This window comes from Pantoea sp. PNA 14-12 (assembly GCF_004364735.1).
Taxonomy (GTDB): Bacteria; Pseudomonadota; Gammaproteobacteria; order Enterobacterales; family Enterobacteriaceae; genus Pantoea; species Pantoea stewartii.
In genome coordinates, this window is sequence record NZ_SOAJ01000007.1 from 20,680 (window position 1) to 45,748 (window position 25,069).

Consider the following 25,069-nt stretch of genomic DNA (forward strand, 5'->3'; position numbering starts at 1 on the left):
CGTAGCATGGTGCTCTGTCTCCCTGTCAGGAATACCATGATGCTTGATCCCTCTTTTTTCAGTTATGTCACCGTGATGTCGATTACGCCGGGTCCTAACAACCTGTTGCTTGCCACTTCCGGCGTGAATTTTGGTATGCGCCGGACGCTGCCGATGGTGTTTGGCATTTTACTTGGATGCGGCCTGCAAACGGTTATTGCGGGCATGACACTGGAGCTGTTGCTGCACTGGATGGCATCCATCCGCTTGCCGCTTACGCTGGTGGGATGTAGCTATCTGCTGTGGCTGTCCTGGAAAATATTTCGTGCGGCTGCACCTGAGGCCCGGCACAAGCCTCAGCCGATGACGTTTCTCGGCGGTGCCTGCTTTCAGGCGGTGAATCCTAAAGCCTGGTTAATGGCCAGCAACGTGGCGCTGTTGTACAGCGCCAACAGTCACGTCCTGATCGTGATGGCGAGTTTTATGCTGCTCAACCTGCCCTGCATATTATTGTGGGCGGCGTTAGGTGACCGCCTGCGCGGTCACCTGCAAATCGCCTGGAAACGCCAGCTGTTCAACAGCCTGATGGCGCTGTCACTGGTGGTAACGACGATCTGGATGCTGGCCGATGCCCTGAAAGCGGTTTAGTCCGGTGCGCCGGGGGCGCTGGCGGAGGGCCACTTCCAGTTCTGCACCTCCGGCACATCTTCGCCATAGACCCGTACATAGCGATGATGCTCTGCCAGGCGCTGCTGCAGATCGTCAGGCAGTTCAGGATGGCGATCGGCAAGTCCCGGGATATGCCTGATGGCCGCCAGCGCCAGATGATAGCGATCCAGCTCGTTCAGCACCGTCATGTCGAAAGGCGTGGTAGTTGTGCCCTCTTCATTAAAGCCATGCACATGGAAATTACTATGGTTATTGCGTTGATAGGTCAGCCGGTGGATCAGACTGGGGTAACCATGGAAGGCAAAAATCACCGGCTTGTCTGCGGTAAACAGCGCATCAAACGCCTCTTCTGACTTGCCGTGAGGATGCTGTTTCTGCGTTTGCAGCGCCAGCAGGTCTACCACGTTAACCACCCGAATGCGCAGGTCCGGCAGATAACTTCGCAGCAGATCGACGGCCGCCAGCGTTTCCATGGTGGGCACATCACCCGCGCAGGCCATCACCACATCCGGCTCTGCGCCCTGCGGGGTTGTGCCGGCCCAGTGCCATTCACCCATTCCGGCCTCGCAATGGGCGATGGCGCTGTCCATGTCCAGCCACTGCGGCGCAGGCTGTTTGCCGGCCACAATCACGTTGATGCGGTCCCATGTTCGCAGACAGTGGTCGCCCACCCATAACAACGTATTTGCATCGGGCGGCAGGTAAATACGCACGATGTCGGCTTTTTTATTGGCAACGTGATCGATAAAGCCCGGATCCTGATGACTGTAACCGTTATGATCCTGACGCCAGACATGAGAAGACAGCAGATAGTTAAGCGAGGAGATGGGCTGACGCCAGCCCAGCTTGCGTGTCACCTTTAACCATTTGGCATGCTGGTTGAACATCGAGTCAATGATGTGAATAAAGGCTTCGTAGCAGTTAAATAATCCGTGCCTGCCGGTAAGCAGATATCCTTCCAGCCAGCCCTGACACTGATGTTCACTGAGAATTTCCATTACCCGACCATCGGGGGCCAACTGCTCATCATAAGGCTCAATAGCTTCAAGCCAGGTGCGGCTGGTGGTGTCAAATACCGGCGTCAGACGGTTAGAGGCGGTTTCATCCGGACCAAACACGCGGAAATTGTCCCGATTGCGTTGGAACAGGGCGTTAAGATAACGGCCAAACTGTTCAGTTGCCTGTCCGGCCTGCGAGCCGGGATGCTGTGTATCGAAAGCAAATTCGCGAATATCAGGCGTAACTAATTCACGGCGCAGTAAACCACCGTTGGCAAACGGGGACGCGCCCATACGTTTGTCGCCCTGTGGGGCCAGCGCCTGCAGTTCCGGCTTAAGCCGCCCCTGTTCATCAAACAGATCGTCAGGCTGATAGCTGCGCAGCCAGTTCTCCAGAATGTTACGGTGGTCTTCGTTTTCGCGGCAGGCCGCTACGGGCACCTGGTGCGCCCGCCAGAAACCTTCCACTTTCTTGCCGTCTACCGTTTTCGGCCCGGTCCAGCCTTTAGGGCTGCGCAGGATAATCATCGGCCAGCGGGGAATGGCCTTCATTGGTGAGCCCTGCCGGGCGGCCTGTTGAAAGCCGGCAATCTCTGAAAAAGCGCGATCCAGCGTGTCGGCCATCAACGGATGCATCTCTTCAGGTTCATGACCGCAGACAAACAGCGGTTCATAGCCGTAACCGCGAAACAGCTGACGCAGATCGTCGTCACTGGCGCGGCCCAGAATCGTTGGATTCGCAATCTTATAACCATTCAGATGCAGAATGGGCAGCACGGCACCGTCGCGCTGGGGATTAAGAAACTTAATCCCGTGCCAGCTGGAGGCCAGCGGCCCGGTTTCGGCTTCGCCGTCGCCAATGATGCAGGGCGCGATCAGATCGGGGTTATCAAAGACAGCGCCAAAGGCATGAGAAAGTGAGTAGCCTAACTCTCCACCTTCATTGATCGAGCCCGGGGTTTCGGGTGCCGCATGACTGGGAATACCGCCCGGAAAAGAAAACTGTTTGAACAGCTTCTGCATGCCGTCGGCATCCTGACGGATATGCGGATAGATTTCGCTATAGCTCCCCTCAAGCCAGGTATTCGCAACCATGCCAGGCCCGCCATGGCCGGGACCACAGACATAAATAAGGTTGAGGTCGCGCTGACGAATAATCCGGTTCAGATGGGCATAGATAAAATTCAGTCCGGGCGTGGTGCCCCAGTGGCCCAGTAAGCGCGGTTTAATATGCTCTGGCTTCAATGGCTCGCGTAACAGCGGATTGTCCATCAAATAAATCTGCCCGACAGACAGATAGTTAGCGGCGCGCCAGTAGCGATCAAGTAACGTGAGTTCGTGTGCCGTGTTCGGTTGAGCCATGCCATTTTCTCCTGCATTACGTCAGACGATGCACTAACCCTAATAGAGAATGGGGGAGTCAACCAGGCAAGCGGCAAACAAAAAGGCCTCGCAAGCGAGGCCTCAGACAGGTAGAAGACGGTTATTTACCGACGACGTAGGCAGTTTCACGGCCTTCGTCATTCGCGGCCACCGGCGTTACAGGCGTATACGGCAGTTGCAGGACGCGGCTGGTTTCAGCCAGCACTTTTTCAGTCAGGGCGACGTCACCGTTAAGTTTGCGGCCCCAGGACGGCACAACGGCACGAATTTTATTTTGCCATTCCGGTGACGCCATCTGCTCTGGACAGACCTTGTGCAGCAGTTCCAGCATGATCGGTGCCGCTGTTGAGGCGCCCGGCGAAGCACCCAGCAGTGCCGAAATCGAGCCATCTTCCGACGACACCACTTCTGTGCCCAGACGCAATACTGCGCCTTCTTTTTCATCTTTCTTGATGATTTGCACGCGCTGACCTGCGGTCACCAGACGCCAGTCTTCCTGCTTCGCCTGCGGAACATAGGCGCGCAGCGCGTCCATCCGGTCACGGTCGCTTTGCAGAACCTGATCCATCAGGTACTTCACCAGATCAAAGCTTTTCAGTCCGACTTTGATCATCGGCATAAGGTTAGTACTGTTCAGCGAGGCAAACATGTCCAGCAGCGAACCCTGCTTCAGGAACTTGGTCGAGAAGGTCGCGAACGGCCCAAACAGCAGAACCTGTTTGCCGTTCAGAACGCGCGTGTCCACATGCGGCACGGACATTGGCGGCGCACCGACGCTCGCTTTACCATAGACCTTCGCCATATGCTGTTTCACAACATCGGGATTTTCGGTCACCAGGAAAGAGCCGCCGACCGGGAAGCCCGCATAGCCATTGGCTTCGGGAACGCCAGCCTTCTGCAGCAACGGCAACGCCGCACCGCCTGCGCCAATGAAAATCTTACCGGCGGTTAACGTACGACGTGAACCGTCTGTCAGGCTGACAAGGGTAACCTGCCAGCGACCATCGTTCAGGCGTGTAATGTCGCGAACTTCCTGGCTCATGCGCAAACGGAAACTGGCTTTTTTCTCCAGTGAGGCAATCAACTGACGCGTCACTTCACCGAAATCGACGTCGGTGCCCATATCGGTCCAGGTCGCGGCCACTTTTTGACTGGCGGGACGGCCTTTCATCACCAACGGAATCCACTTCGCAATTTGCTGTGGATCTTCAGAGTAAGCCATGCCACGGAACAAAGTGCTTTTCTGTAATGCGTTAAAGCGTTTGCGCAGGAAGTTAACGTTGTCATCGCCCCAGACAAAGCTCATATGCGGTGTGCTGTGGATAAAGCTTTTTGGCGTATGCAGATTGCCTTTCTGGACATGATAGGCCCAGAACTGGCGAGAAATCTGGAAGGCTTCGTTAATCGCAATGGCTTTCGCGATATCGATACTGCCGTCAGCTCTCTGCGGCGTATAGTTCAGCTCGGCCAGCGCGGCATGGCCTGTACCGGCATTGTTCCAGCCATTAGAGGACTCTTCCGCCACATGCGGCAGCCGTTCCACCATTTCAATGGACCAGTCTGGCTCAAGATCCTGCAGCCAGGTGCCTAAGGTGGCGCTCATGACGCCAGCGCCAATGAGTAGCACATCGACGTCTTTACGCTCCTGCGCCCCGGTGGTGTCCTTTCCGCTAACACTCATTGTGAGCGCAAGATTTACAGCTGATTTGCACATGAGGCGACATCTCCTCTTCTGTTGACCTGAAGCTCAACAGTGTTGCAGGTGAAATAGTCACGCTTCTGTCGAGCGCGTTGCGCTATTTCCGGGTTAAGACTCAGGTATAGGTTAAAGCGACGATAACGAGTTAACTGAACGTTATGCTTTGTTGCCCAAATATAACATTCTCGCGTTCGAATTAAACATTTGTTTATTTTTTAAATGCAGAAATGATTCAGCATAAGAAAGAATCATAATAACAGGCGCGCCATAAGCCTTTTTTGCAGCTAACTCAACGGGTTAAGTAAAAGAGGATGTTGCGGGATTGCCCCATAATGGTGCGGTATGAAAATGTCACTTAGCGAAAGGAATAATCTAACCTAATGAAAAAAAGGGATTATTGAAATTTATTCTTTGCGTTGAATTTTTAATCGATAAGGCGGCGAAGGCTATCTTGTAAAACAAATGTTACATTTTTGTGACCTCAGAGCCAGCCAGGTGACTGACCGACGGCAAGGAAGCGCGCCGCATCGCTGACGCTTTGCATGATCAAAGGTTCACCACCGCCAGCCTCTCAGTAATTCAGTCTTTTAAAAAAAGAGGGGCAGCAGGCAGATGTCGCCCTGACGGCGTGATTACGCCCGAAACCAGCGGCGCCAGATAAAGCGAATAACAAAAAACTCCAGCGCGCCCAAAAGTAAAAACCACAGGCAAAAGACCACGGTATAAAGCTGATTAAGGTCCTGCAGATGGAACATCTGTTGCAGGTGCTGCGCGACGGCCAGGCTAAACGCGGGAGCGGGAAGCAGAAGGGCAGAGAGAAAGCCCAACAGTAAAATGCCGCCGGGAATGATCAGGGATTCGAAGGGGTTAGTCATGGACAAAAATTCCGTATTTACCAGCCCGCCATTTTCCGGCATTCCGCGGGAAGGTTCAATGACGGACTGTTCAGGGCAGGAAGTCACGCTGTGCATTGCAAAGAAAAGGCTTAAATGACATTAACTTAGAGACATTCATAGCGATTGTTATGAGTTATAGCCTTTGCTATACTTAAATCCCTGATTTTATTGTCTTTTTATAACGATTATTGCGTGATAGACTGCGCGCACTTTTTAATAACCGAGCCATATGTGTGATGAATTCAGCCCGAAATGCTGGCTTTTCATCCCAAGTGAACAAATCATGACCTTTATCGCCACCCTGATTCTTGCTTTTGGAATGTCGATGGACGCATTTGCTGCTGCGCTGGGCAAGGGTGCGACCTTGCATCGCCCGGGCCTGAAAGAAGCCGTGCGCACCGGTCTGATTTTCGGTTGTATCGAAGCCCTGACGCCGCTGATTGGCTGGGCATTGGGTCTTGCTGCCAGCCAGTATGTTGCCGCGTGGGATCACTGGATAGCCTTTTTCCTGCTGGCTTTCCTGGGTGCCCGAATGATGATGGAAGGCTTCCGTAAAACGGCGTCTGAACCGTGCGAAGCGCCGCAAAGCCATGGTTTTATGGTCCTGGCGGCGACCGCCGTTGCCACCAGCCTGGATGCGCTGGCGGTTGGCGTGGGGCTGGCCTTCCTTCAGGTTAATATCGTCACCACGGCTCTGACAATCGGTGCCGCCACTACCGTTATGGCTACCACTGGCGTGCTGGTCGGCCGCTTCATTGGGCCTGTGTTAGGCAAATGGGCCGAAGTGCTGGGCGGACTGGTCCTCATCGCAATCGGCTCCACCATCCTCACCGAGCATCTCGGGCTGTTTCAGTAACGCTCGCAAAATCGTATTTTGTGATCTGGTTCAAAATTTATTGCTGATTAAAACAGCAGGAGCTATACTTTTCCTGTAGTTATTCAACAAATTTTTAACTGGATGCTGTATGAAACGTTTTTTTAAGTACGTGTTTCACGCGTATGTGGAAACCTTTAAACACGTACCACCCGGTGCGCTGAACTAAGCGCCACGTTTTACCCTCGATAGTCGCGGTCAGGGAATGACCGGTGATTATCACCTCATTTTGTCGTTCTTCTCACCTGACTCCGCCTCTCTGTTCAGCCCGCACTGGCCTTGCATTCCGCCTGACATACTGTGATACATCTGGACATCCACTGTGCCAATCGCAGTACGATTTCCGTCATGTTTTTTGCTACTCTGCGCGCCGATTTATTCTCAACACGGGTGGATAGCCCGACATAATAAAAGAGGCAGCAATGCAGTTATGCAGTTTTTATCTTCCCGCTCAGGGGAAAAAAAGCGTGGGTATCGTACGGGAACAGGGCGTGATCGATGTCGGGATGCGCCTGGGCAAAGCCTGCCCGGATTTAAAAACCTTTTTGACACGTTCTTCTCTGGCCGATCTTGCCGCCTTTCAGAACATGCCCGTCGATCACGCGTTTTCTGCCGTGCAGTTTCTTCCCGTTATTGAGCAGCCTGGAAAAATTTTCTGCGTAGGAATGAACTACGCAGATAAACGCCAGGAGTTTGCCGCAACGCTGGACGCGCCAACCTTATTTATCCGTTTTGCTGATTCACTGACCGGCCATGAGCAACCGCTGCAAAAACCGCTGACTACCCAGGAATTCGATTACGAGGGTGAGCTGGCGGTGATTATTGGTAAACCGGCGCATCGGGTTAAGGCCGCCGACGCGCTGGACGTCATTGCGGGTTACAGCTGCTTTATGGATGCCACCGTGCGCGACATGCAGTTTACCTGGTTTACCGCCGGGAAAAACTGGCCGCAGACCGGAGGATTTGGCCCCTGGATGACGACTGCGGACGAGATTCCTGATCCCCAACAGTTATCGATTAAAACCCGACTGAATGGTCGTGAAGTGCAAAACGATACCACCGCCAGCATGGTGCATCCGGTCGCCAGCATTATCGAATATATCTCTGCCTTCAGTCCGCTATCACCCGGCGATGTCATTATCACCGGCTCCCCCGGCGGCGTAGGGAAAAAACGGACGCCGCCCCTGTTCATGTTCCGTGGGGACGTGGTGGAAGTCGAGATAGAAAAAATCGGTTGCCTGCGTAACCCTGTCGCCTGACGCAGCGTATTCACTGCCTCTCTGCCGATCCCGTCCTACACTCAATAAGTACCCAGGAACAGGAGCAGCTGATGAGGCGTACCATCCGGTTTAAAAGGCGACAGGGCATAGCCGTGGCCGCAGGGGTTGGTTTAGGTATAGGCGCAGTGCTGTGGGGCGCGAAGCGCTGGCAGCAAATGAAACAAACGCCGCCTGTTTCACCGCGTAGTCACCATGCGGGACTGGCGGGTTACTATCAACAGATCGGTGACTGGCGCATGTTCACCCGCGTGACGCCCGACGCACCTCATGGTTTACCTGTCGTCCTGCTTCACGGTCTGGCGATGTCAGGCCGTTCGATGGAGGCGCTGGCCCTCGCGCTGGGTCGGGACTATCACGTGCTGGTCCCCGACCTGCCAGGCTTTGGCGGTAGCGCGTTGCCCGCATCGGCACCGGTGCTTTCCGTCAGTGAACTGGCCGATATCCTGTGGCAGTGGCTCCAGCATAATGGTTTCCGGCGGGCAATCTGGGTCGGCAGCGCCTTTGGCTGTCAGGTGCTGGCGGCGCTGGCGGATAAACACCCGGACGCCGTGGCCGGACTGGTGCTACAGGGACCCACAGCCGATCGCCATGCGCGAAGCCTGTTGCGCCAGCTCTGGCGCGGCTGGCGCAACAGCCGACTGGAAGCCCACCGTTCACCTGACCCGCTGGCCCGCATCGACTGGGCGAAAGCCGGTCTCCCCCGTGTATTTGGCACGCTGCGCGCCATGCTTAACGATCCGATTGAATACCATCTGACGTATCTGACGGCCCCCACATTGTTGCTCCGGGGTTCGCGGGACCCGGTTTGTCCGGCGCGCTGGCTGGATGAGCTGGCGGGGCTGTTGCCTCAGTGTGAAAAAATCACCCTGCGCGGCGGTACCCACCGGCTGCACTATGTCTATCCATGGAGCTTCTGCCATGCGATCCGACCCTTTTTGGCCCGTATTCAGCAGGAGAACGCCGATGAGTAAACCGCCGAAGGGCATCGCCCGCTTTGATTCCGCAGCAACCATGTTGCTGGCTCTGGCAAGTGCACTGCGCGATGAGCCCCTGACCCGTTCGTCATCGATGCTGGACCGGTTACTGCCTTCACTGGATCGACTACCGAGCCGGTTACGTGAATGGGGCCATGCGATAAGTGGCCAGGCGGACGGAATCAGCCCGAAACAGGCGGGTGAGCTGGATGTGGAAGGCATCGCCGAATGGATGGTGAGTGCCTACCCGCAGCGCGAGTATTCGGCGGCATTTATCGGCGCATCGAACGGGGCGCTGGTCCATCTGGCGGCGGCGATGGGAACGCCCTGGCTACCGCAAACGTTTCTGTGCCCGGTGCGCGTGGAACCCAGCGATCCGGACGATGCCCAGGCCGGCTTTGAGCAAGGCAAAGCGGTGGCCGCGGCGCTGCTGGCGACCTGGCCAAGGCTGGCGGTCCATCACAGGCAGGATCCGAGTCAGGACCGGCTGCTGCTCGAAAATATGCAGGCTTTCCGGCTTAAATTACGCGATATGCCACTCGCCTTTAATGAATTTCTGCTGGGAGGATTGCCCGCAGGCGCGACCCTGTTTATCAATCACTGCACGCGCCAGTGGCCGGTCACCCGCACCAGCGACCGTTCGTTTTTCCAGTTTGGCGCACCCGGTGGGGCAACGGAAAGCGAGTATTTGCAGGGCGGCCCCCGCGTTGCGGAATATCTGGCGCGGGCAGGGGTTGATCGGGCGCGCTGGACGCCGCCTGCCATCACCGATCATGTCCCTGAAGCCGAATGGGGGCTGGATGGTTACCTGATCTCTCCTCTGAAAAAACTGGCAGAAGCTCAACGCTGGACGCTGATGGAAATTCGTTATGAGCAACCGGAGGCGCTGAGTTTTGTGGTGGCGGAAATCTACCGTGACTGGTATCTGGCGGCAGGCGTGCTGCCCACCCGGCTTACGGTAGACAGCTTTATATTGCTGGATCCCTGGTGCAGTATGCAGCAACAGGCGATTCCCTTCTGGCTGATGTTCCCCTCTGCCGCCTCGGCAGATGCGCTGCAGCGTTTTCTGGAAAAACAGCCGCCGTTCCGCTACATCGATATGCTGTTGTACTCACAAGGGGCCGACAGCATCGGGCTGGCCGACATCGCCCGCTGGCAGCAGTTGCTTACCTTCGCCAAAGACGAAGGCGCGCTGGTCGGTGTGGATGAAACGCGTTTTCCTCATGATGTCACCAGTGTTTCGCAGTTTGACGCGGCGCTCCGTGAGCGGGCACCGCTGCTGCCTGCGCCGCCGCCGCTCACTGTCGGGACAGCGATCGCCGGTATTCAGCGTTACGGCGCCCGTCATGGCGTGAGCATCAGGGCGCTGACCTGAGTCAGGCTCCGTCGGTGATGGGCTTGCGAACCAGCACCAGATAGGCCAGTGCGCCCATCAGGGTTACGCAGGCACAAATCATCAGCGCCAGGCTGAAGGACTTCGTGGTGTCCAGTATCCAGCCGGTAATCACCGGAGCAAAGGACGCGAAGATAAAGCTGGCGAAATTTTGAATGCTGCCTACGGAGGCCGTCATGCGCGCGGTCACGTTAGCGTGGATCAGGCCCCAGCATGAGGTCCCCGCAAAGTGAATACAAAACAGGGCCATGCCAATCAGGGTGACGGCGCTGGTGGTCTCAGTGGCGCGCGTGACGAAGGCGGTAAAACCCGCAGACAGAACCATGCCGCTGACAATGCACACCTTACGGGTTTTAACCGCATCCCAGCCGCGTTTCACTAACGCATCCACCACATAGCCGTTGAGCAACATGCCGGCTGCGCCAAACAGGAAAGGAATCGCCGCCAGTAAGCCTGTGCTCTTAAGATCAAGGTGATAGGTCGACTGCAGATAACCCGGCAGCCAGGCAATATACAGCCAGGCGGTGTAGTTAATGCCGCTGAAGCCAATCATCATGCCCCACATGGTGCGCTGCTTAAACAGGCCTCGCCATTCACGAAAGCTGATCGGCGCTTTACGCGATGCCACGCTGCCCGCCTGCAGATAATGGATCTCTTCCGCACTTAAGGTGTTGTTATCACGGTCGCGATAAGTCATGTACCAGCCGATCGCGAGGAAAATCCCTAAAATACCGATAGTCACAAACATGCCGCGCCAGCCCAGCAGCAGCATCATGGCCGCCAGGATCGGCGGCGCTACCGATAATCCGATCATCGAGGCGGCGTTAAACATCCCCATCGGCATCCCGCGATCTTTAATATTGAACCAGTCATTGATGACCTTTACGCCGCATGGATTCATGGGCGCTTCACCTATCCCGAGGCCAATGCGCACCAACACGAACTGAGTAAAGTTATGCACCAGTCCGGACGCGGCCTGGAAAAGTGACCAGATGAACATGCCCACGCCCAGCATAATACGTGGGCCTTTGCGGTCCAGCAGGGCGCCAGCGGGCAGTTGTGCCAGCCCGTAAGCCAGCGAAAATGCCGAGAGCAGCACGCCAATTTCCGTCGCGCTCAGCCCCATCTCCTCACGAATCGTCATATTGGCCACCGACAGCGAGCTGCGATCAAGGTAGTTAATGATGGCGGCAAGCAGCAGCAACAGCATGGCGGTAATCTGAACTTTACGGATGCGCGGCGAGCGCACGATATCACTGCGCAACGGCACAAACGCCTCATCAGGTGCAGCGGCGGCGGGCGAGGTTGAACGATCAATAACCGATCTGTTTTCCATGGCAATCTCCCTGAGCAGGCGATTTATCATTATTGTGAGCATTAAGGATGCCCGACGGCACAGGGCCGCCGGCGCGTTGCGATGAAGAGTAAGGGCGATAAAGCAGAGATGTTGTAAAGTTGTTTCAAAATCGTGCGAGAGCTAATGCTTTGCGGTTTTTAATCGGTTTTTAATTGTACTGATTAATGCTGCGGATCATGGATCGCTTGGCTGTGGCCAGATGACTGTGCAGGGCGCAAAGCGCATCCACATCCCGGCGACCGATTAACGCAGACAAAATCGCCATATGCTCCTCCAGGGCAACGATGTTGCGCTGCTTCAGATCGCTTTCATCCCACTGATAGTGCGAATGGAAAATAACGGAAATAATCTCCAGCGACTGATTAAAGAACGGGTTATTGGCGGCAGACAGAATCAGCGAGTGCAGTTGCTTATCCAGCGCCGCAAAATGGCGATAGTTGCTGGCAATGGTCTCACGCATCGATCGGTGCCGATCCAGTAGATCGCGCGCCTGAATCCAGCGTTCATCGTCCATGGGCAAGTTTAAAAAACGCGTCAGGGCATGGGTTTCCAGCATTTCACGTAGCTCAAACAGCTTTTCCGCATACGTCTGCGAAAACTTTTTCATCTGCCAGTGGCCGCGTTTGACCGGTTCCAGCAGGTTGTAGCGCATAAAATGCAGTAAGAATTCGCGCACGGCCACCGGGCTGACATTGGCCTGCTTTGCCAGTTGCAGCTCGCTGAAGGTATCGCCGGGCTGCAACTGTCGCTGATTGATCAGATCGAAAAAACGCTTTTCAACCAGACTGGCCTGTTGATCAATCGGCGGCATCACCGCGTTCAGGCTGTCCTGCGCCTCCGGCGCGCGCACAATAACCCAGCTGTCTTTGACTTTTTCCAGTACGCCTCGCTCATGCAGATAACTCAGCACATGACGCACGGTCGTGCGGCTGACCGTGAACATTTCGGCCAGGGCGGCCTGCGGTGGCAGCGGTGACTGAACGTGGCCCTGGGCGATGCTTTCCAGCATATGGTTGATGACGTTATGGCGTAAATTTTGGCTGCGGCTCATGCGGGGGCTCCGGTTTTTTATGCATTAAAAACCATTGAAGGCCCAAAAAAGCCGTTCTGGTTCACAAAGTGAGAAGAGGGGAATACGGTGCCGCAGCCAGATTCGCCATAACTGCGCTTTTGATAACCGGAGAGGGGCCATGACCACTATGAAAGCCTTAGTCATCGCAGAACCGCGTTCGCTGGTCTGGGCTACACGCCCTCAACCCCGGCCTGCCGCGACTGAAGCGCTGCTTAAAATCGTCAGCGCAGGCATTTGCGGCACCGACATTCATGCCTGGGCAGGAAACCAACCCTTTTTTAGCTATCCGCGAGTCCTCGGCCATGAACTCTGTGCGGAGGTGGTGGAGACAGGGGCTGCCGTTCACGATTTAGCCGCAGGACAGCGGGTGGCACTGATTCCCTATCTCTCCTGTTTTGAATGCGATGCCTGCCGCAGCGGTAAAACCAACTGCTGCGAAAACATTTCGGTGATGGGTGTTCATCAGGATGGCGGCTTTAGCGACTATCTTTGCGTACCGGCAGCTAACCTGCTGGTGGTGGACGATCTTGCGCCAGAAGCCGCAGCGCTCATTGAGCCTTTCGCCATCAGCGCCCACGCGGTGCGGCGAGCGGCGGTGGCGCAGGGCGAGCAGGTGCTGGTCGTGGGGGCGGGGCCGATCGGCCTGGGGGCTGCCGCCATTGCCGCTGCTAACGGCGCGCAGGTGGTGGTCGCGGATACCAGTGATTACCGCCGTCAGCACGTCAGCCAGCAGTTGGGCCTCTGTGCACTCAATCCGTCTGATGCGGCGTTTATAACCTCACTGCGAAACGAATTTGATGGCAGGCTGCCGTTGAAGGTGCTTGATGCCACAGGCAATCCTGCGGCGATGAACGCGGCCGTGAGCCTGATTCGCCATGGCGGAACAGTCGTGTATGTCGGTCTGCATAAAGGGGATTTGGTGATTCCTGACAGTGAGTTTCACAAGAAGGAGAGCACGATCATGGGTAGCCGTAACGCCACCCGTGAGGATTTTGATCGGGTGCGTGAACTCATGGCGGCCGGGACGTTACGTGCCGATATGATGCTCAACCGGCGTTTCGCGTTTTCGACGCTGGCAGAACACTTTGAGGCGCAGGTCATCAACAATCGAGCGTTAATTAAGGGCGTTATCGATTTTGATCGCTGAAGCCGGAGACAACGGGGGGCGCTGTCTCCGCACGCGCTACGCCGTTCCGGAGAGCGACTGGAAAAAGTGGCGACGCACGGCGTCGGCATCCACGCCCAATGCGATGCGTTGTCGGGGCAAATCGCGAAAAGGGTTGTGACGGGAAGCCAGCGTGCTGATCTGGCGCACCGTCTGACCACAGGCGATGCCTTCGGTAATCACCCGCAGTGGGCTTTCCACCAGCGTAAATGCCTCGGGCAAACACAGCCAGGATATCGTCAGCGTGTCATGCAACGCCATTCCCGCAAATCCTTCCTTCTCAAGACTGTACGCCAGATAAGGGCGGCAGATCGCCCGCAGGATCGGCTGTTGCAGTTGATCCACCTCATCGCTATTGATCAACACCTTATGGGTAACATCCAGCGGGATCAGAATAACCGGCAAGGCCGAGGACAGGACCTGATCCGCAGCATGAGGATCCTTCCAGATATTAAATTCACTGAACGGTGTCACATTCCCGCTGTGGCCATCGGTACCAAAGGCGCCGCCCATGATGACCAGTTCTTTGACAAGCGGGATAATATCCGGTGCCTGATTGATGGCGCTGGCGATATTGGTAAGGGGACCGATTGCCACCAGCGTAATGACGCCGGGATTAGCACGAACGCTGTCGATAATAAACTGCACGGCACCGGGCGCGTCGTCGCTAAACGGATTATCAAACGTATCCCCTAAACCGTCTTCACCATGCAGCCTGGCAGGTGCGCTCGGTTCCCGTGCCAGCGGACGGGCGCAGCCGCGGTACACCGGCACGTCAATCGCCATTTTCTGGCAAAAGAGCCGCGCATTTTTCACCGCCTGGCCCACGGCAACGTTGCCGAATACCGTGGTAATGCCCAGCAGATGTTGCGTCCGCGCGGCATAGGCCAGCGCAAAGGCATCATCCACGCCGATATCAGTATCAAAAATGACAGTGCGCACAGGATTCTCCAGAAAGCGTGAGCGCCTCACCCGGGGCGACAATCGTTGTGTGGGCGCGGCAAGCGTAAAAGCCGTCATTTATTTAAGCGGAAAACGGAAAAAGGGGAAACCTGAATTCTCCCCCCTTTTAAGGCTACCCGCGTCGGGTTTTTGACACAGCATGTCAGCCGCACATCACGGGCGCGCGTTCACATGGTCTGAGTTGCCAGTCAGAAAAAGGCATCGTATGATTGCCTGCGCAAGGTGATGGCGTTCCACCTTCCCCAACCGCCAGCAGGTTTCCCCTGCGGCTGATGACGCCTGACACTATCCTTTATCCTTTCGTGGGAGCGGGAGCGTCAGGTGCCGGTATTTGCTGACCCTCCACCGTCTTCTGCACAATGCCTGTTAACGGGAGTATAAGATGTTAAAACCGCTATTCGCTGTGATTGTGGGCGGCAGCGTAGGTTGTGTACTGCGTTGGTGGTTCGGTATGCGTTTCAATGCGTTTTTCCCCAATCTTCCACCGGGTACGTTGCTGGTGAATCTGATTGGCGGCTTTGTGATCGGGGGGGCCATGGCCTGGTTTATTAAAAATCCCCAGCTCGATCCCGCCTGGCGGTTACTGATCATTACAGGCTTATGTGGCGGGCTCACCACGTTTTCCACGTTTACCGCAGAATTAATGACCCTGTTGCAGTCCGGAAAATATCTCTGGGCGATGAGCAGCGCGCTGGTGCATGTCATTGGCTCGTTGCTGATGAGTTTTGCCGGTTTCGCGCTGATTAACCTGTTGGGTTAACGCCGCCGCGAAACCGGATGCCATCAGTCCTGCAGACACTGAGCGATGAAGCTGGCGGCGTGCAGGGCGCCCTTGGCTGAAATCGTGTGGCCAGTCTGTGGCTCAATCAATGCCTCGACCGGAACCGCCGCGGCTTTCAGGCGGGCCGCGGCTGACTCACTTTCGCTGACGGGGATCACCGCATCAGCCCGGCCATGGATCAGCAGGGCTGGCGTATGCGCGAGTGGTGTCAGTGGGCCGTCAAAGGCCAGTCGGCCGGAAAATGCCACCACGCCCGCCAGGGGATAACGGCCGGAGGCCAGTAGATCAAGCGCCATGATCGAGCCCTGAGAAAAGCCCACCAGGATGACCTTCTCCCAGCATTCTGCCATATCATGTTGCGCCATCAGGTCACGCAGAACGCGGTCAAACGCCTCACGGGCTTCGCGAACCCGCCCTGGACGGTTTTCCGGCGTAATGCCCGCCAGACTGAACCACTGATAGCCCATGCCCTGTTCAAAAGCATAAGGCGCATCCGGTGAGGCAAAGACCACATCGGGTAACAAGGTTGCCCAATAGTCGCCGACAGGCGCCAGATCGTCGCCGTTACTGCCTACGCCGTGCAGAAAAATCACCAGTGCTTTTGCCATGCCGGTTCCTGTAAAAGTTATGTTGTCTGACAGGTATTTGAACAGTTACACCGGTTAACGTCAAAATCAAACTGACCGCCGGGAAGGCCGCCTGTCGTACAGGGGAAGGCAAACATTACGTGCCGTCTCCCTTTCCCTGTAACGTAAAACCTGCTTGACTGAAACGTCACCGCTTGCCGTCTGGAGTTATGCATGTCGTTGTTTACCCTGAGCACGTTATCCGACATTCCCGCCGCTGAATGGGATGCGCTGCTGCCTGATGATCAGCCTTTTTTGCGCCATGCCTTTTTGCTGAGCCTTGAAGACAGCGGCAGCGTCAGGCCGGAAAGGGGCTGGCAGCCAGCCCATCTGGTCTGGCGTGAGCAGGGTGAACTCTGCGCCGCGCTACCCGGCTACCAAAAAAGCCATTCACAGGGTGAATACGTGTTCGATCACGCCTGGGCCGATGCCTGTCAGCGAGCCGGTATCGCTTACTATCCGAAATGGCTCGGTGCCATTCCTTTCAGCCCGGTAACGGGCGCGCGCGTGCTGGGCAAATCCGATGCCGCTATCCGACTGCTGTCGAGGCTGCCAGACTGGCTGGAGCGCCAGGCGTTGAGTGGCGCGCATATCAATTTCACCGACTCTCACGCTAACGCGCTGCTGGCGGAACAACCCGACTGGCTGGCGCGGCTGGGCTGCCAGTATCACTGGCACAATCGCGGCTATCGCGACTTCCAGGACTTTCTGGATACGTTGATGTCACGCAAGCGCAAACAGCTGCGCAAGGAACGGGAGCAGGTCGCCCTGAACGGCTTTGAATTTGACTGGTATCGCGGCGATCAACTGCGTGAAGATCAATGGGATTTTGTGTACACCTGCTATGCCAACACGTACGCGGTGCGTGGTCAGCGTCCTTATCTGACGCGTGCCTTTTTTAGCTTACTGGCCGCGCGTCTGCCGGAAAACATTCGCGTCGTCATTGCCCGTTTGCAGCAGCAGCCCGCAGCGATGGCTTTTTACCTTAAAGACGGGGAAAGCCTGTATGGCCGCTACTGGGGCTGCCTGGCGGAATTTAACCAGCTTCACTTCGAAACCTGTTTTTATCAGGGGATGGATTTCGCCATCGCCGAAGGCCTGCAACGCTTCGATGCGGGCGCGCAGGGCGAACACAAGCTGGTGCGTGGTTTCGAACCGCAGATTACCCACTCCTGGCACTACCTGTGTCATCCCGGCCTGCGCGCCGCCGTTGACGATTTTTTGCAGCAGGAGCGGCAGGGCGTTCACCTGTGGGCCGAAGAAGCCAGGGACGCCTTGCCCTACCGACGCGGCGACTAGTCCGCCCCGACAAACCCGCCGGTCTGATGTTGCCAGAGCCGGGCATACAGGCCATTTTGTGCCAGCAGTTCCTGGTGGCTACCGATTTCGACAATCTGGCCGTGTTCCAGCACCACCAGCCGGTCCATTTTTGCAATCGTGGACAGACGGTGAGCGATGGCAATCACCGTTTTACCCTGCATCAGCGACTCCAGGCTTTCCTGAATCGCCGCTTCCACCTCTGAATCAAGAGCGGAAGTGGCTTCATCCATGATCAGAACTGGCGCGTCTTTCAGCAACACGCGCGCAATGGCTATGCGCTGACGCTGCCCGCCAGACAGTTTTACGCCGCGCTCACCGACATGCGCATCCAGCCCCGTCCGGCCCTGGGAATCCGACAGCAGCGGGATAAATTCGTCGGCGCGGGCGCGACGGATAGCCAGTTGCAGTTCTTCCTCGCTGGCATGGGGCCGGCCATAGAGCAGATTTTCGCGGATAGAGCGGTGCAGCAGCGAGGTATCCTGGGTGATCATGCCAATCTGGCTGCGCAGGCTTTCCTGCGTCACCTCGGCAATACACTGACCGTCAATCAGGATGCGCCCGCCGTTCAGGTCGTAAAGACGCAACAGCAGATTGACCAGCGTCGATTTTCCGGCACCGGAAGGTCCAATCAGGCCAATCTTTTCCCCCGGTTTAATGGTCAGGTTCAGGCCATTAATCACCTGCCGCTCGCCACCATAGTTAAAACGGATGTTGTCGAAGCGAATCTCCCCCTGCGTCACTCTGAGCTGTTTCGCCTGGGGCGCATCCTGCACGCTAAGCGGTTGGGAAATGGTGTTCAGTCCGTCCTGCACCATGCCGATATTTTCAAAAATGCCGTTCACCACCCACATCACCCAACCGGACATATTAACCAGACGGATAACCAGGCCGGTCGCCAGGGCAATGGCACCGACGCTAATCAGCGATGCGCTCCACAGCCACAGCGCCAGGCCGGACGTGGCGACAATCAGAACGCCGTTGAGCGTCGACAGCGTCAAATCCATGCTGGTTACCATGCGGTTAGCCTGCTGCGTTTTGTCTGTCTGCTCCTGAATCGCCTCACGTGCGTACTGCCGCTCCAGGTCGCTATGGGCGAACAGCTTGATGGTAGCGATATTGGTGTAACCATCCACAATCGTGCCCATGAGTTTCGAGCGCGCTTCTGAGGACACCACGGAACGGGCCTTTACGCGCGGCACAAAATAGCGCAGCGCCGCGCTGTAAAGCACAATCCAGATAATGAGCGGAATCATCAAACGCCAGTCCGCTTCGGCGAACAGCACCAGCGCCGTCGCGGCGTAGATCAGCACATGCCAGATGGCATCGACCAACTGCACCGCAGAATCGCGGAGCGAGTTGCCGGTTTGCAAAATGCGCTGCGCAATCCGGCCCGCAAAATCGTTCTGGAAAAAATTCATGCTCTGACGCAGAACGTAGTTGTGGTGCTGCCAGCGAATCATGCTGGTCATGCCGGGATTAATGCTCTGGTGAACCAGCATATCGTGCAGCGCAATAAACACCGGCCGCAGTATCAGGGCGACGCAGCCCATCCAGAGTAAGGTTGGCCAGTTATCGTGAAACAGCGTAGCCGGGGTGGAATGGTTAACCAGATCAATGATGCGGCTCAGATAACTGAACAGCGCCACCTCAATGAGCGCGCCCACCAACCCCACCACCAGCAGTGCGGCGAAGCTTGGCCACACCTGGCGCAGGTAGTAAAAATAAAAAGGCCAGACCCGTGAGGGCGGCATATCGGTGGGGGCATCCTGAAAAATATTGATAAAACGTTCGAAACGACGATACAACATACAGTTACTCTTTCCGTTCGATAAGAATTACAGCTTAGTGCATGTGTACGCCCGATTAAAAAAAAGGATTCTCTATGGATATCACTCTGCGCGGCCGTGAACCACATGATGCAGCGGCTTACCAACGGCTTTACGGCCATCCGGCGGTTTTCCCCTGGACGCTGCAATTGCCGTTTCCCAGCGTCGCCACCTGGGAAAAGAAATTCGCAAAAATGGATGCCGAGGGCTTCATCAATTTTGTTGCCGAAGTAGACGGCGAAATGGTTGGTGAGCTGACCTTGTTTACAAATCATAATCCGCGTACGCGTCACTGCATCAGCTTCGGCATCGGTGTCAATCCGGCGTTCTCAGGGCGCGGCATTGGCGAGCTGTTGATCCGCACGGCAATGGATTATGCACGTAACTGGCTGGGCATCACCCGCATGGAGCTTGAGGTGTTTCATGACAATCATCGGGCGCTGGCGCTGTATGAAAGGCTGGGTTTTGAGCGCGAAGGGGTGCGTCGTCAGGCATCCTTACGTGAAGGTAAACTTCATGATGTGGTGATGATGGCCAAACTGCTCAACGTGGCGTAACGACCGCGCATTGCCCGTTTTTGCGCGCGGCGTTAAGGTCAAAAGTCGCGCAACATGTTTAAACGTTGTTCTGTGCCACAGTTCGCACAAAATGCCCTGCATAAAACCCATCGCCTGCCGATATGACGGTATCACCCACTGATGCTCTGGAGGGCGATTGTGATAAAACTAATAACGATCGACGAACTGAAAACGGGCATGTTCGTCCACAAACTTGAGGTCTGGTGGTTTAAAGACAAACGTATTCGTAATCAGATGCTGATCACCGATCCGCAGCAGGTTGCGATGTTCCGTCGTGAAGGTATTCAGCGGTTATGGATTGATGAAGAGAAATCGATTTCATCACCACCTCCTGAGCCAGTCCATACCGCACCCTGCCAGCAGGCTCCCTTTACGCAGGAACGTGAACAGGCACAGCAGCTGTTTGAACAAGGCAAAATCAAGGTCCTGGCGCTGTTTAACGAAGCGCGAATGGGTTGCGGCCTCGATCTGAGCAGTATGATTGATATTGTGGATAAAATAGCCGGTTCGATTGAGCGCGAGCCCAGCGCACTTCTGCGCGTGGCACAACTGAAAGATCACGATAATTACACCTACCTGCACTCCATGGCGGTCTGCGGCTTGATGATCGCCCTGGGTAAAAAGCTCGGCCTGGATGCGCATCAACTTCAGCGCGTTGGCATGGGAGGGTTGTTACATGACATTGGCAAAGCGGCCGTACCGCTCAGTATCCTGAATAAACCGGATAAGCTGAGCGACGACGAGTTTGCCATCATGTGCGAGCATCCGATAGCGGGTGCACAGATGCTGATGGAAGCGAACGCAGGGGATGACCTGGTCGATATTGCCCTGCATCATCATGAAAAATATGACGGCAGCGGTTATCCCTACCGCCATAAAGGCCATGAGATTAGCGTCTATTCCCGTATGGCCACCATTTGTGATGTGTACGATGCCCTGACCTCAACGCGTCCTTACCGCGAGGGCTGGACACCCGCACAAGCTTTACAGTCGATGCTGGCCTGGCGCGGGCATTTTGACACAACGCTGCTGCATGCGTTCGTTACGACAATCGGTCTGTATCCGGTGGGGTCGCTGGTGCGGCTGGCATCGGGACGCATTGCACTGGTGGTCAAGGCGGGCGAACAATCGCTTCAGAAGCCGCGCGTACATGTTTTCTGGTCGTTGCACGCTAAGCGCCCCGTCAGACCAGAAGTGGTCGATCTGGGGGACAGTTTTTGCACGGACAGCATTGTCTGCTCGGAGAGTCTCGCGGCCTGGCCAACGATCGACCTCAACCGGGTCTGGTTGCTGGACGTTGCCTGAGCCAACATCGCCATTTTTATACCTTTTTTACAGCGTGCCAGTGCTTTTTAACCCTTTCTTTATGTGACTCAGCGCAAGCTATTCAGCAAATCCAAACCTCTGGAGGTTGCTGTGAGTGCAGGCGTGATAACCGGCATTGTGCTGGTCGTGTTGTTGCTGGGCTATTTAGTGTATGCCCTGTTGAATGCGGAGGCCTTCTGATGGCGGCCAATGCATTTTTACTGATCGCGGTGTATCTGCTGGTGCTGATGGTGTTGGCACAGCCGCTGGGACGTGGTCTGGCAGCGCTGGTGGCGGACAAACCCCTTTTTACCCGTGCCGAAGCGCTGTTTTGGCGCGTCGCCGGGGTACAGCAAGGCGATATGCGCTGGCCGCAATACCTGCTGGCCATTGTGCTGTTCAACCTGTTCGGCCTGATCCTCCTGCTGGCTATACTGCTGCTTCAGGACAAGCTCCCGCTCAATCCACAACACTTTCCGGCCTTGAGCTGGGATCTGGCGCTTAACACCGCGATTAGCTTCGTCACTAACACCAACTGGCAAGCTTATTCAGGCGAAAGCACCCTGAGCTATTTCAGCCAGATGGTGGGCCTGACCGTGCAGAACTTTTTCTCTGCCGCGACCGGTATCGCCGTCGCCTTTGCCCTGATTCGGGGCTTTGCGAATCGCTCGATTGCAACCCTGGGTAACGCCTGGCGCGATCTGACGCGCGTGACGCTTTACGTGTTATTGCCCGTCAGTCTGCTGATGGCGCTGTTTTTTGTCAGCCAGGGCAGCATTCAGAACGTCCTGCCTTATCAGACGATTACCGGCCTGGATGGGGCGCAGCAAACGCTGGCAATGGGCCCGGTGGCCTCGCAGGAAGCCATCAAAATGCTGGGCACCAACGGCGGCGGCTTTTTTAACGCGAACTCTGCTCACCCGTTTGAAAACCCCACCGCGCTGACCAACTTCGTGCAGATGCTCAGTATCTTCCTGATACCGGCCGCGCTGTGCTTTGCCTTTGGCGAATGTGTGAAAGACCGTCGTCAGGGCAACATGCTGCTGTGGTCAATGACGCTGATGTTTGTCGTGGCGGCGGCCTTCGTGATGTGGGCGGAAGTGAACGGGAATCCGCACTTCCTGACGCTGGGCGCGGACAGCGCCATCAATATGGAAGGAAAAGAAACGCGCTTTGGCATTCTCAATTCCAGCCTGTTTGCGGTTATCACGACCGCCGCGTCCTGTGGTGCGGTGAATGCGATGCATGACTCGTTCACGGCCCTGGGCGGCATGGTACCTATGTTGCTGATGCAACTGGGCGAAGTGATCTTCGGCGGTGTCGGTGCGGGCTTGTATGGGATGTTGCTGTTCGTGTTGCTGGCGGTGTTTATCGCCGGACTGATGATTGGCCGTACTCCCGAGTTTCTCGGCAAAAAAATCGAAGTCTGGGAAATGAAAATGACCGCACTTGCCATTCTGGTGACGCCCGCGCTGGTGCTGATCGGTACAGCCATCGCCATGATGACCGACGCTGGCCGGGCCGGTATGGCTAACCCAGGCACCCACGGCTTCAGTGAAGTGTTATACGCCGTATCGTCGGCCGCTAACAACAACGGCAGTGCCTTTGCCGGTCTGAGCGCGAACACGCCGTTCTGGAACGTTTTGCTGGCCATCTGCATGTTCCTGGGGCGCTTTGGCATCATCCTGCCGGTAATGGCGATTGCCGGTTCTATGGCCGGTAAAAAAATTCAGCCGGTCGGTAACGGGACGCTGCCAACGCATGGTCCGCTGTTTATCGCGTTGTTGGTGGGCACCGTCCTGCTGGTGGGCGCACTGACCTTTATCCCCGCTCTGGCTCTGGGTCCGGTAGCCGAGCATCTGCAACTTATTCAGGGACATTAATCATGAGTCGTCAACAACAGGTGTTTGACGCAGCGCTCTTGCGCACTTCAGCAATCGATGCCGTGAAAAAACTCGACCCACGCGTTCAGTTTCGTAATCCGGTGATGTTTGTCGTCTACCTGGGCAGTCTCCTGACCACGGTACTGGCGGTGCTGATGTCTACTGGCTATCAGAGCGGCAGCGCCAGTTTTACCGGCGCGGTGTCTGTCTGGCTGTGGTTTACCGTGCTGTTTGCGAACATGGCAGAAGCGCTGGCCGAAGGGCGCAGTAAAGCCCAGGCGAACAGCCTGAAAGGCGTCAAAAAAACCAGCTTTGCGAAAAAACTGTCGGCTGCGCATTACGGAGCAAAATGGCAGCAGATTGCGGCCGATGAGCTGCGCAAAGGGGATGCGGTATTAGTGGAAGCGGGTGACGTTATCCCGTGCGATGGTGAGGTGGTCGAAGGGGGCGCATCGGTTGATGAAAGTGCCATCACCGGGGAATCCGCACCGGTGATTCGTGAATCGGGCGGTGACTTTGCCTCGGTAACCGGCGGGACGCGTATTCTGTCCGACTGGCTGGTCATCACCTGCAGTGCAAACCCCGGCGAAACCTTCCTGGATCGCATGATCGCGATGGTGGAAGGCGCACAGCGCCGTAAAACGCCCAATGAAATCGCCCTGACGATTCTGCTGGTGTCCCTGACGATTGTGTTTCTGTTAGCTACCGTCACGCTGTGGCCGTTCTCCGCCTGGGGCGGTACGCCGGTGACCATCACCGTGCTGGTTGCGTTACTGGTGTGCCTGATCCCTACCACGATTGGTGGTTTACTCTCCGCCATCGGCGTTGCGGGGATGAGCCGAATGCTGGGGGCAAACGTGATTGCCACCAGTGGTCGTGCTGTCGAAGCGGCCGGGGATGTGGACGTGCTGATGCTGGACAAAACCGGCACCATCACACTGGGTAACCGCCAGGCGACCCAGTTTTTACCGGCCCCCGGCGTCACAGAAGAACAGCTTGCCGATGCCGCCCAGTTGGCCTCGCTGGCGGATGAAACGCCGGAAGGTCGCAGTATCGTGGTCCTGGCGAAGCAAAAATTTAATCTGCGTGAGCGGGACCTGAGCAGCATGGGAGCCAGTTTTATTCCCTTCTCAGCCCAGACGCGCATGAGTGGTGTGAACGTGCAGAACCGCCTGATTCGTAAAGGGGCGGTCGATGCGGTGCGCCGTCATATTGAAGCCAGTCACGGTGCGTTCCCGGCAGAAGTAAACGCCCGGGTAGAAGAGGTTGCCCGGGCGGGCGGCACTCCGCTGGTGGTCGCTGAAGGCCCGAAAGTGCTGGGCGTGGTCGCGCTGAAAGATATCGTCAAGGGCGGGATCAAAGAGCGCTTTGCCGAACTGCGCAAAATGGGCATTAAAACCGTGATGATTACCGGTGATAACCCGCTGACCGCCGCCGCGATTGCAGCCGAAGCGGGCGTGGATGACTTTTTGTCGGAAGCGACACCCGAAGCCAAACTGGCGCTGATCCGTCAGTATCAGGCCGAAGGCCGCCTGGTGGCGATGACCGGCGACGGCACCAACGATGCGCCTGCGCTGGCGCAGGCCGATGTCGCGGTCGCGATGAACTCGGGGACGCAGGCCGCAAAAGAGGCAGGCAACATGGTCGATCTGGATTCCAACCCGACCAAGCTGCTGGAAGTGGTACATATCGGTAAACAGATGTTGATGACGCGCGGATCGTTAACCACGTTCAGTATCGCCAACGACGTAGCCAAATACTTCGCCATTATTCCGGCGGCGTTTGCGGCTACGTATCCTCAGCTCAATATGCTCAACGTGATGGAGCTGCACTCACCGTCCTCCGCGATTCTGTCGGCAGTGATTTTTAATGCCCTGGTAATCGTCTTCCTGATTCCGCTGGCCTTAAAAGGCGTGAGCTACCGGCCATTAAGCGCCGCATCACTGCTGCGCCGTAATTTGCTGATTTATGGATTAGGTGGACTGCTGGTGCCGTTTATCGGTATCAAAGCGATCGATATGTTGCTTGTGCTGTTTGGTATGGCCTGA

The 25,069-nt window shown here is 56.2% G+C and carries 21 protein-coding genes and 1 riboswitch; of the genes, 13 read left to right on the forward strand and 8 right to left on the reverse strand.

Annotation, left to right across the window (positions count from 1 at the left end; translation table 11 throughout):
- The first annotated feature begins 39 nt into the window (after positions 1–39).
- Entirely contained in the window at positions 40–627 is a 588-nt protein-coding gene (locus tag C7434_RS19655; RefSeq protein WP_033738356.1) for a LysE family translocator, read from the forward strand.
- Here C7434_RS19655 and C7434_RS19660 read toward each other — a convergent pair.
- From C7434_RS19660 to C7434_RS19670, 3 genes are all read right to left on the reverse strand, one after another.
- On the reverse strand, positions 624–3,008 hold the full coding sequence (locus C7434_RS19660) for a phosphoketolase family protein (RefSeq protein ID WP_133745831.1): 2,385 nt from the start codon (positions 3,006–3,008) through the stop codon (positions 624–626). The genes C7434_RS19655 and C7434_RS19660 overlap by 4 nt on opposite strands.
- 121 nt (positions 3,009–3,129) lie before the next feature.
- Complete coding sequence (gene mqo, locus C7434_RS19665; RefSeq protein WP_033738313.1) at positions 3,130–4,743, reverse strand: malate dehydrogenase (quinone); 1,614 nt, start codon at positions 4,741–4,743, stop codon at positions 3,130–3,132.
- A gap of 617 nt (positions 4,744–5,360) precedes the next feature.
- On the reverse strand, positions 5,361–5,603 hold the full coding sequence (locus tag C7434_RS19670; protein WP_033738354.1) for a DUF1158 domain-containing protein: 243 nt from the start codon (positions 5,601–5,603) through the stop codon (positions 5,361–5,363).
- A 304-nt stretch (positions 5,604–5,907) separates the two neighbouring features.
- Between C7434_RS19670 and mntP the strand changes: the two genes are divergently transcribed.
- From mntP to C7434_RS19695, 4 genes are all read left to right on the forward strand, one after another.
- Positions 5,908–6,480 carry a manganese efflux pump MntP gene (gene mntP / locus C7434_RS19675; protein WP_033738352.1) on the forward strand — a complete coding sequence of 191 codons (573 nt, stop codon included), beginning with the start codon at positions 5,908–5,910 and terminating at the stop codon, positions 6,478–6,480.
- Between the two features lie 440 nt (positions 6,481–6,920).
- Complete coding sequence (locus C7434_RS19685) at positions 6,921–7,757, forward strand: fumarylacetoacetate hydrolase family protein (RefSeq protein WP_006121146.1); 837 nt, start codon at positions 6,921–6,923, stop codon at positions 7,755–7,757.
- Between the two features lie 71 nt (positions 7,758–7,828).
- Complete coding sequence (locus tag C7434_RS19690; protein ID WP_185200394.1) at positions 7,829–8,749, forward strand: alpha/beta fold hydrolase; 921 nt, start codon at positions 7,829–7,831, stop codon at positions 8,747–8,749.
- Complete coding sequence (locus C7434_RS19695; RefSeq protein ID WP_133745833.1) at positions 8,742–10,127, forward strand: hypothetical protein; 1,386 nt, start codon at positions 8,742–8,744, stop codon at positions 10,125–10,127. The genes C7434_RS19690 and C7434_RS19695 overlap by 8 nt, the downstream gene beginning before the upstream one ends.
- Before the next feature lies 1 nt (position 10,128).
- On the opposite strand, the gene C7434_RS19700 is transcribed toward C7434_RS19695, so the two are convergent.
- The gene (locus C7434_RS19700) at positions 10,129–11,481 is read right to left on the reverse strand and encodes an MFS transporter (RefSeq protein ID WP_199227868.1); all 1,353 of its coding nucleotides are present in this window, start codon (positions 11,479–11,481) and stop codon (positions 10,129–10,131) included.
- 169 nt (positions 11,482–11,650) lie between these two features.
- On the reverse strand, positions 11,651–12,553 hold the full coding sequence (locus C7434_RS19705) for a GntR family transcriptional regulator (protein WP_054632905.1): 903 nt from the start codon (positions 12,551–12,553) through the stop codon (positions 11,651–11,653).
- A 139-nt stretch (positions 12,554–12,692) separates the two neighbouring features.
- On the opposite strand from C7434_RS19705, the gene C7434_RS19710 reads away from it, so the two are divergent.
- The gene (locus C7434_RS19710) at positions 12,693–13,721 is read left to right on the forward strand and encodes a zinc-binding alcohol dehydrogenase family protein (protein ID WP_133745834.1); all 1,029 of its coding nucleotides are present in this window, start codon (positions 12,693–12,695) and stop codon (positions 13,719–13,721) included.
- Positions 13,722–13,757: 36 nt separating this feature from the next.
- Here the strand turns inward: C7434_RS19710 and C7434_RS19715 are convergent, their stop codons facing one another.
- The gene (locus tag C7434_RS19715; RefSeq protein WP_133745835.1) at positions 13,758–14,681 is read right to left on the reverse strand and encodes a nucleoside hydrolase; all 924 of its coding nucleotides are present in this window, start codon (positions 14,679–14,681) and stop codon (positions 13,758–13,760) included.
- A gap of 233 nt (positions 14,682–14,914) precedes the next feature.
- Positions 14,915–14,991: riboswitch (Fluoride riboswitch) on the forward strand.
- Between the two features lie 93 nt (positions 14,992–15,084).
- Between C7434_RS19715 and crcB the strand changes: the two genes are divergently transcribed.
- Entirely contained in the window at positions 15,085–15,462 is a 378-nt protein-coding gene (crcB, locus tag C7434_RS19720; protein ID WP_006121140.1) for a fluoride efflux transporter CrcB, read from the forward strand.
- Between the two features lie 23 nt (positions 15,463–15,485).
- Here crcB and C7434_RS19725 read toward each other — a convergent pair whose 3' ends face one another.
- Complete coding sequence (locus C7434_RS19725; protein ID WP_133745836.1) at positions 15,486–16,091, reverse strand: prolyl oligopeptidase family serine peptidase; 606 nt, start codon at positions 16,089–16,091, stop codon at positions 15,486–15,488.
- A gap of 192 nt (positions 16,092–16,283) precedes the next feature.
- Between C7434_RS19725 and C7434_RS19730 the strand changes: the two genes are divergently transcribed.
- Positions 16,284–17,408 carry a GNAT family N-acetyltransferase gene (locus C7434_RS19730; RefSeq protein ID WP_006121139.1) on the forward strand — a complete coding sequence of 375 codons (1,125 nt, stop codon included), beginning with the start codon at positions 16,284–16,286 and terminating at the stop codon, positions 17,406–17,408.
- On the opposite strand, the gene C7434_RS19735 is transcribed toward C7434_RS19730, so the two are convergent.
- Complete coding sequence (locus C7434_RS19735) at positions 17,405–19,237, reverse strand: ABC transporter ATP-binding protein (RefSeq protein ID WP_006121138.1); 1,833 nt, start codon at positions 19,235–19,237, stop codon at positions 17,405–17,407. The two genes, C7434_RS19730 and C7434_RS19735, sit on opposite strands and share 4 nt — an antisense overlap.
- A gap of 74 nt (positions 19,238–19,311) precedes the next feature.
- On the opposite strand from C7434_RS19735, the gene C7434_RS19740 reads away from it, so the two are divergent.
- From C7434_RS19740 to kdpB, 5 genes are all read left to right on the forward strand, one after another.
- A complete protein-coding gene (locus tag C7434_RS19740) occupies positions 19,312–19,812 on the forward strand; it encodes a GNAT family N-acetyltransferase (protein WP_006121137.1) in 501 nt (166 codons plus the stop codon).
- Between the two features lie 159 nt (positions 19,813–19,971).
- Positions 19,972–21,138 (forward strand): HD-GYP domain-containing protein, encoded by a 1,167-nt coding sequence (locus C7434_RS19745; protein ID WP_039342807.1) that lies wholly within the window; start codon positions 19,972–19,974, stop codon positions 21,136–21,138.
- A gap of 111 nt (positions 21,139–21,249) precedes the next feature.
- A complete protein-coding gene (gene kdpF / locus C7434_RS19750; RefSeq protein ID WP_033738296.1) occupies positions 21,250–21,339 on the forward strand; it encodes a K(+)-transporting ATPase subunit F in 90 nt (29 codons plus the stop codon).
- On the forward strand, positions 21,339–23,021 hold the full coding sequence (kdpA, locus tag C7434_RS19755; RefSeq protein ID WP_033738293.1) for a potassium-transporting ATPase subunit KdpA: 1,683 nt from the start codon (positions 21,339–21,341) through the stop codon (positions 23,019–23,021). Before kdpF ends, kdpA begins: the two co-directional genes overlap by 1 nt.
- A 2-nt stretch (positions 23,022–23,023) precedes the next feature.
- Positions 23,024–25,069 (forward strand): potassium-transporting ATPase subunit KdpB, encoded by a 2,046-nt coding sequence (gene kdpB / locus C7434_RS19760; protein WP_033738291.1) that lies wholly within the window; start codon positions 23,024–23,026, stop codon positions 25,067–25,069.

Bases quoted from the DNA above. Each gene is read 5' to 3' on its own strand.
- kdpA (WP_033738293.1), top strand. From the start codon at position 21,339: ATGGCGGCCAATGCATTTTTACTGATCGCGGTGTATCTGCTGGTGCTG.
- crcB (WP_006121140.1), top strand. From the start codon at position 15,085: ATGTTAAAACCGCTATTCGCTGTGATTGTGGGCGGCAGCGTAGGTTGT.
- C7434_RS19670 (WP_033738354.1), bottom strand. From the start codon at position 5,603: ATGACTAACCCCTTCGAATCCCTGATCATTCCCGGCGGCATTTTACTG.
- mqo (WP_033738313.1), bottom strand. From the start codon at position 4,743: ATGTGCAAATCAGCTGTAAATCTTGCGCTCACAATGAGTGTTAGCGGA.
- C7434_RS19710 (WP_133745834.1), top strand. From the start codon at position 12,693: ATGACCACTATGAAAGCCTTAGTCATCGCAGAACCGCGTTCGCTGGTC.
- C7434_RS19685 (WP_006121146.1), top strand. From the start codon at position 6,921: ATGCAGTTATGCAGTTTTTATCTTCCCGCTCAGGGGAAAAAAAGCGTG.
- kdpB (WP_033738291.1), top strand. From the start codon at position 23,024: ATGAGTCGTCAACAACAGGTGTTTGACGCAGCGCTCTTGCGCACTTCA.
- C7434_RS19740 (WP_006121137.1), top strand. From the start codon at position 19,312: ATGGATATCACTCTGCGCGGCCGTGAACCACATGATGCAGCGGCTTAC.
- C7434_RS19695 (WP_133745833.1), top strand. From the start codon at position 8,742: ATGAGTAAACCGCCGAAGGGCATCGCCCGCTTTGATTCCGCAGCAACC.
- C7434_RS19690 (WP_185200394.1), top strand. From the start codon at position 7,829: ATGAGGCGTACCATCCGGTTTAAAAGGCGACAGGGCATAGCCGTGGCC.
- mntP (WP_033738352.1), top strand. From the start codon at position 5,908: ATGACCTTTATCGCCACCCTGATTCTTGCTTTTGGAATGTCGATGGAC.
- C7434_RS19725 (WP_133745836.1), bottom strand. From the start codon at position 16,091: ATGGCAAAAGCACTGGTGATTTTTCTGCACGGCGTAGGCAGTAACGGC.
- C7434_RS19705 (WP_054632905.1), bottom strand. From the start codon at position 12,553: ATGAGCCGCAGCCAAAATTTACGCCATAACGTCATCAACCATATGCTG.
- C7434_RS19700 (WP_199227868.1), bottom strand. From the start codon at position 11,481: ATGGAAAACAGATCGGTTATTGATCGTTCAACCTCGCCCGCCGCCGCT.
- C7434_RS19735 (WP_006121138.1), bottom strand. From the start codon at position 19,237: ATGTTGTATCGTCGTTTCGAACGTTTTATCAATATTTTTCAGGATGCC.
- C7434_RS19660 (WP_133745831.1), bottom strand. From the start codon at position 3,008: ATGGCTCAACCGAACACGGCACACGAACTCACGTTACTTGATCGCTAC.
- C7434_RS19655 (WP_033738356.1), top strand. From the start codon at position 40: ATGCTTGATCCCTCTTTTTTCAGTTATGTCACCGTGATGTCGATTACG.
- C7434_RS19730 (WP_006121139.1), top strand. From the start codon at position 16,284: ATGTCGTTGTTTACCCTGAGCACGTTATCCGACATTCCCGCCGCTGAA.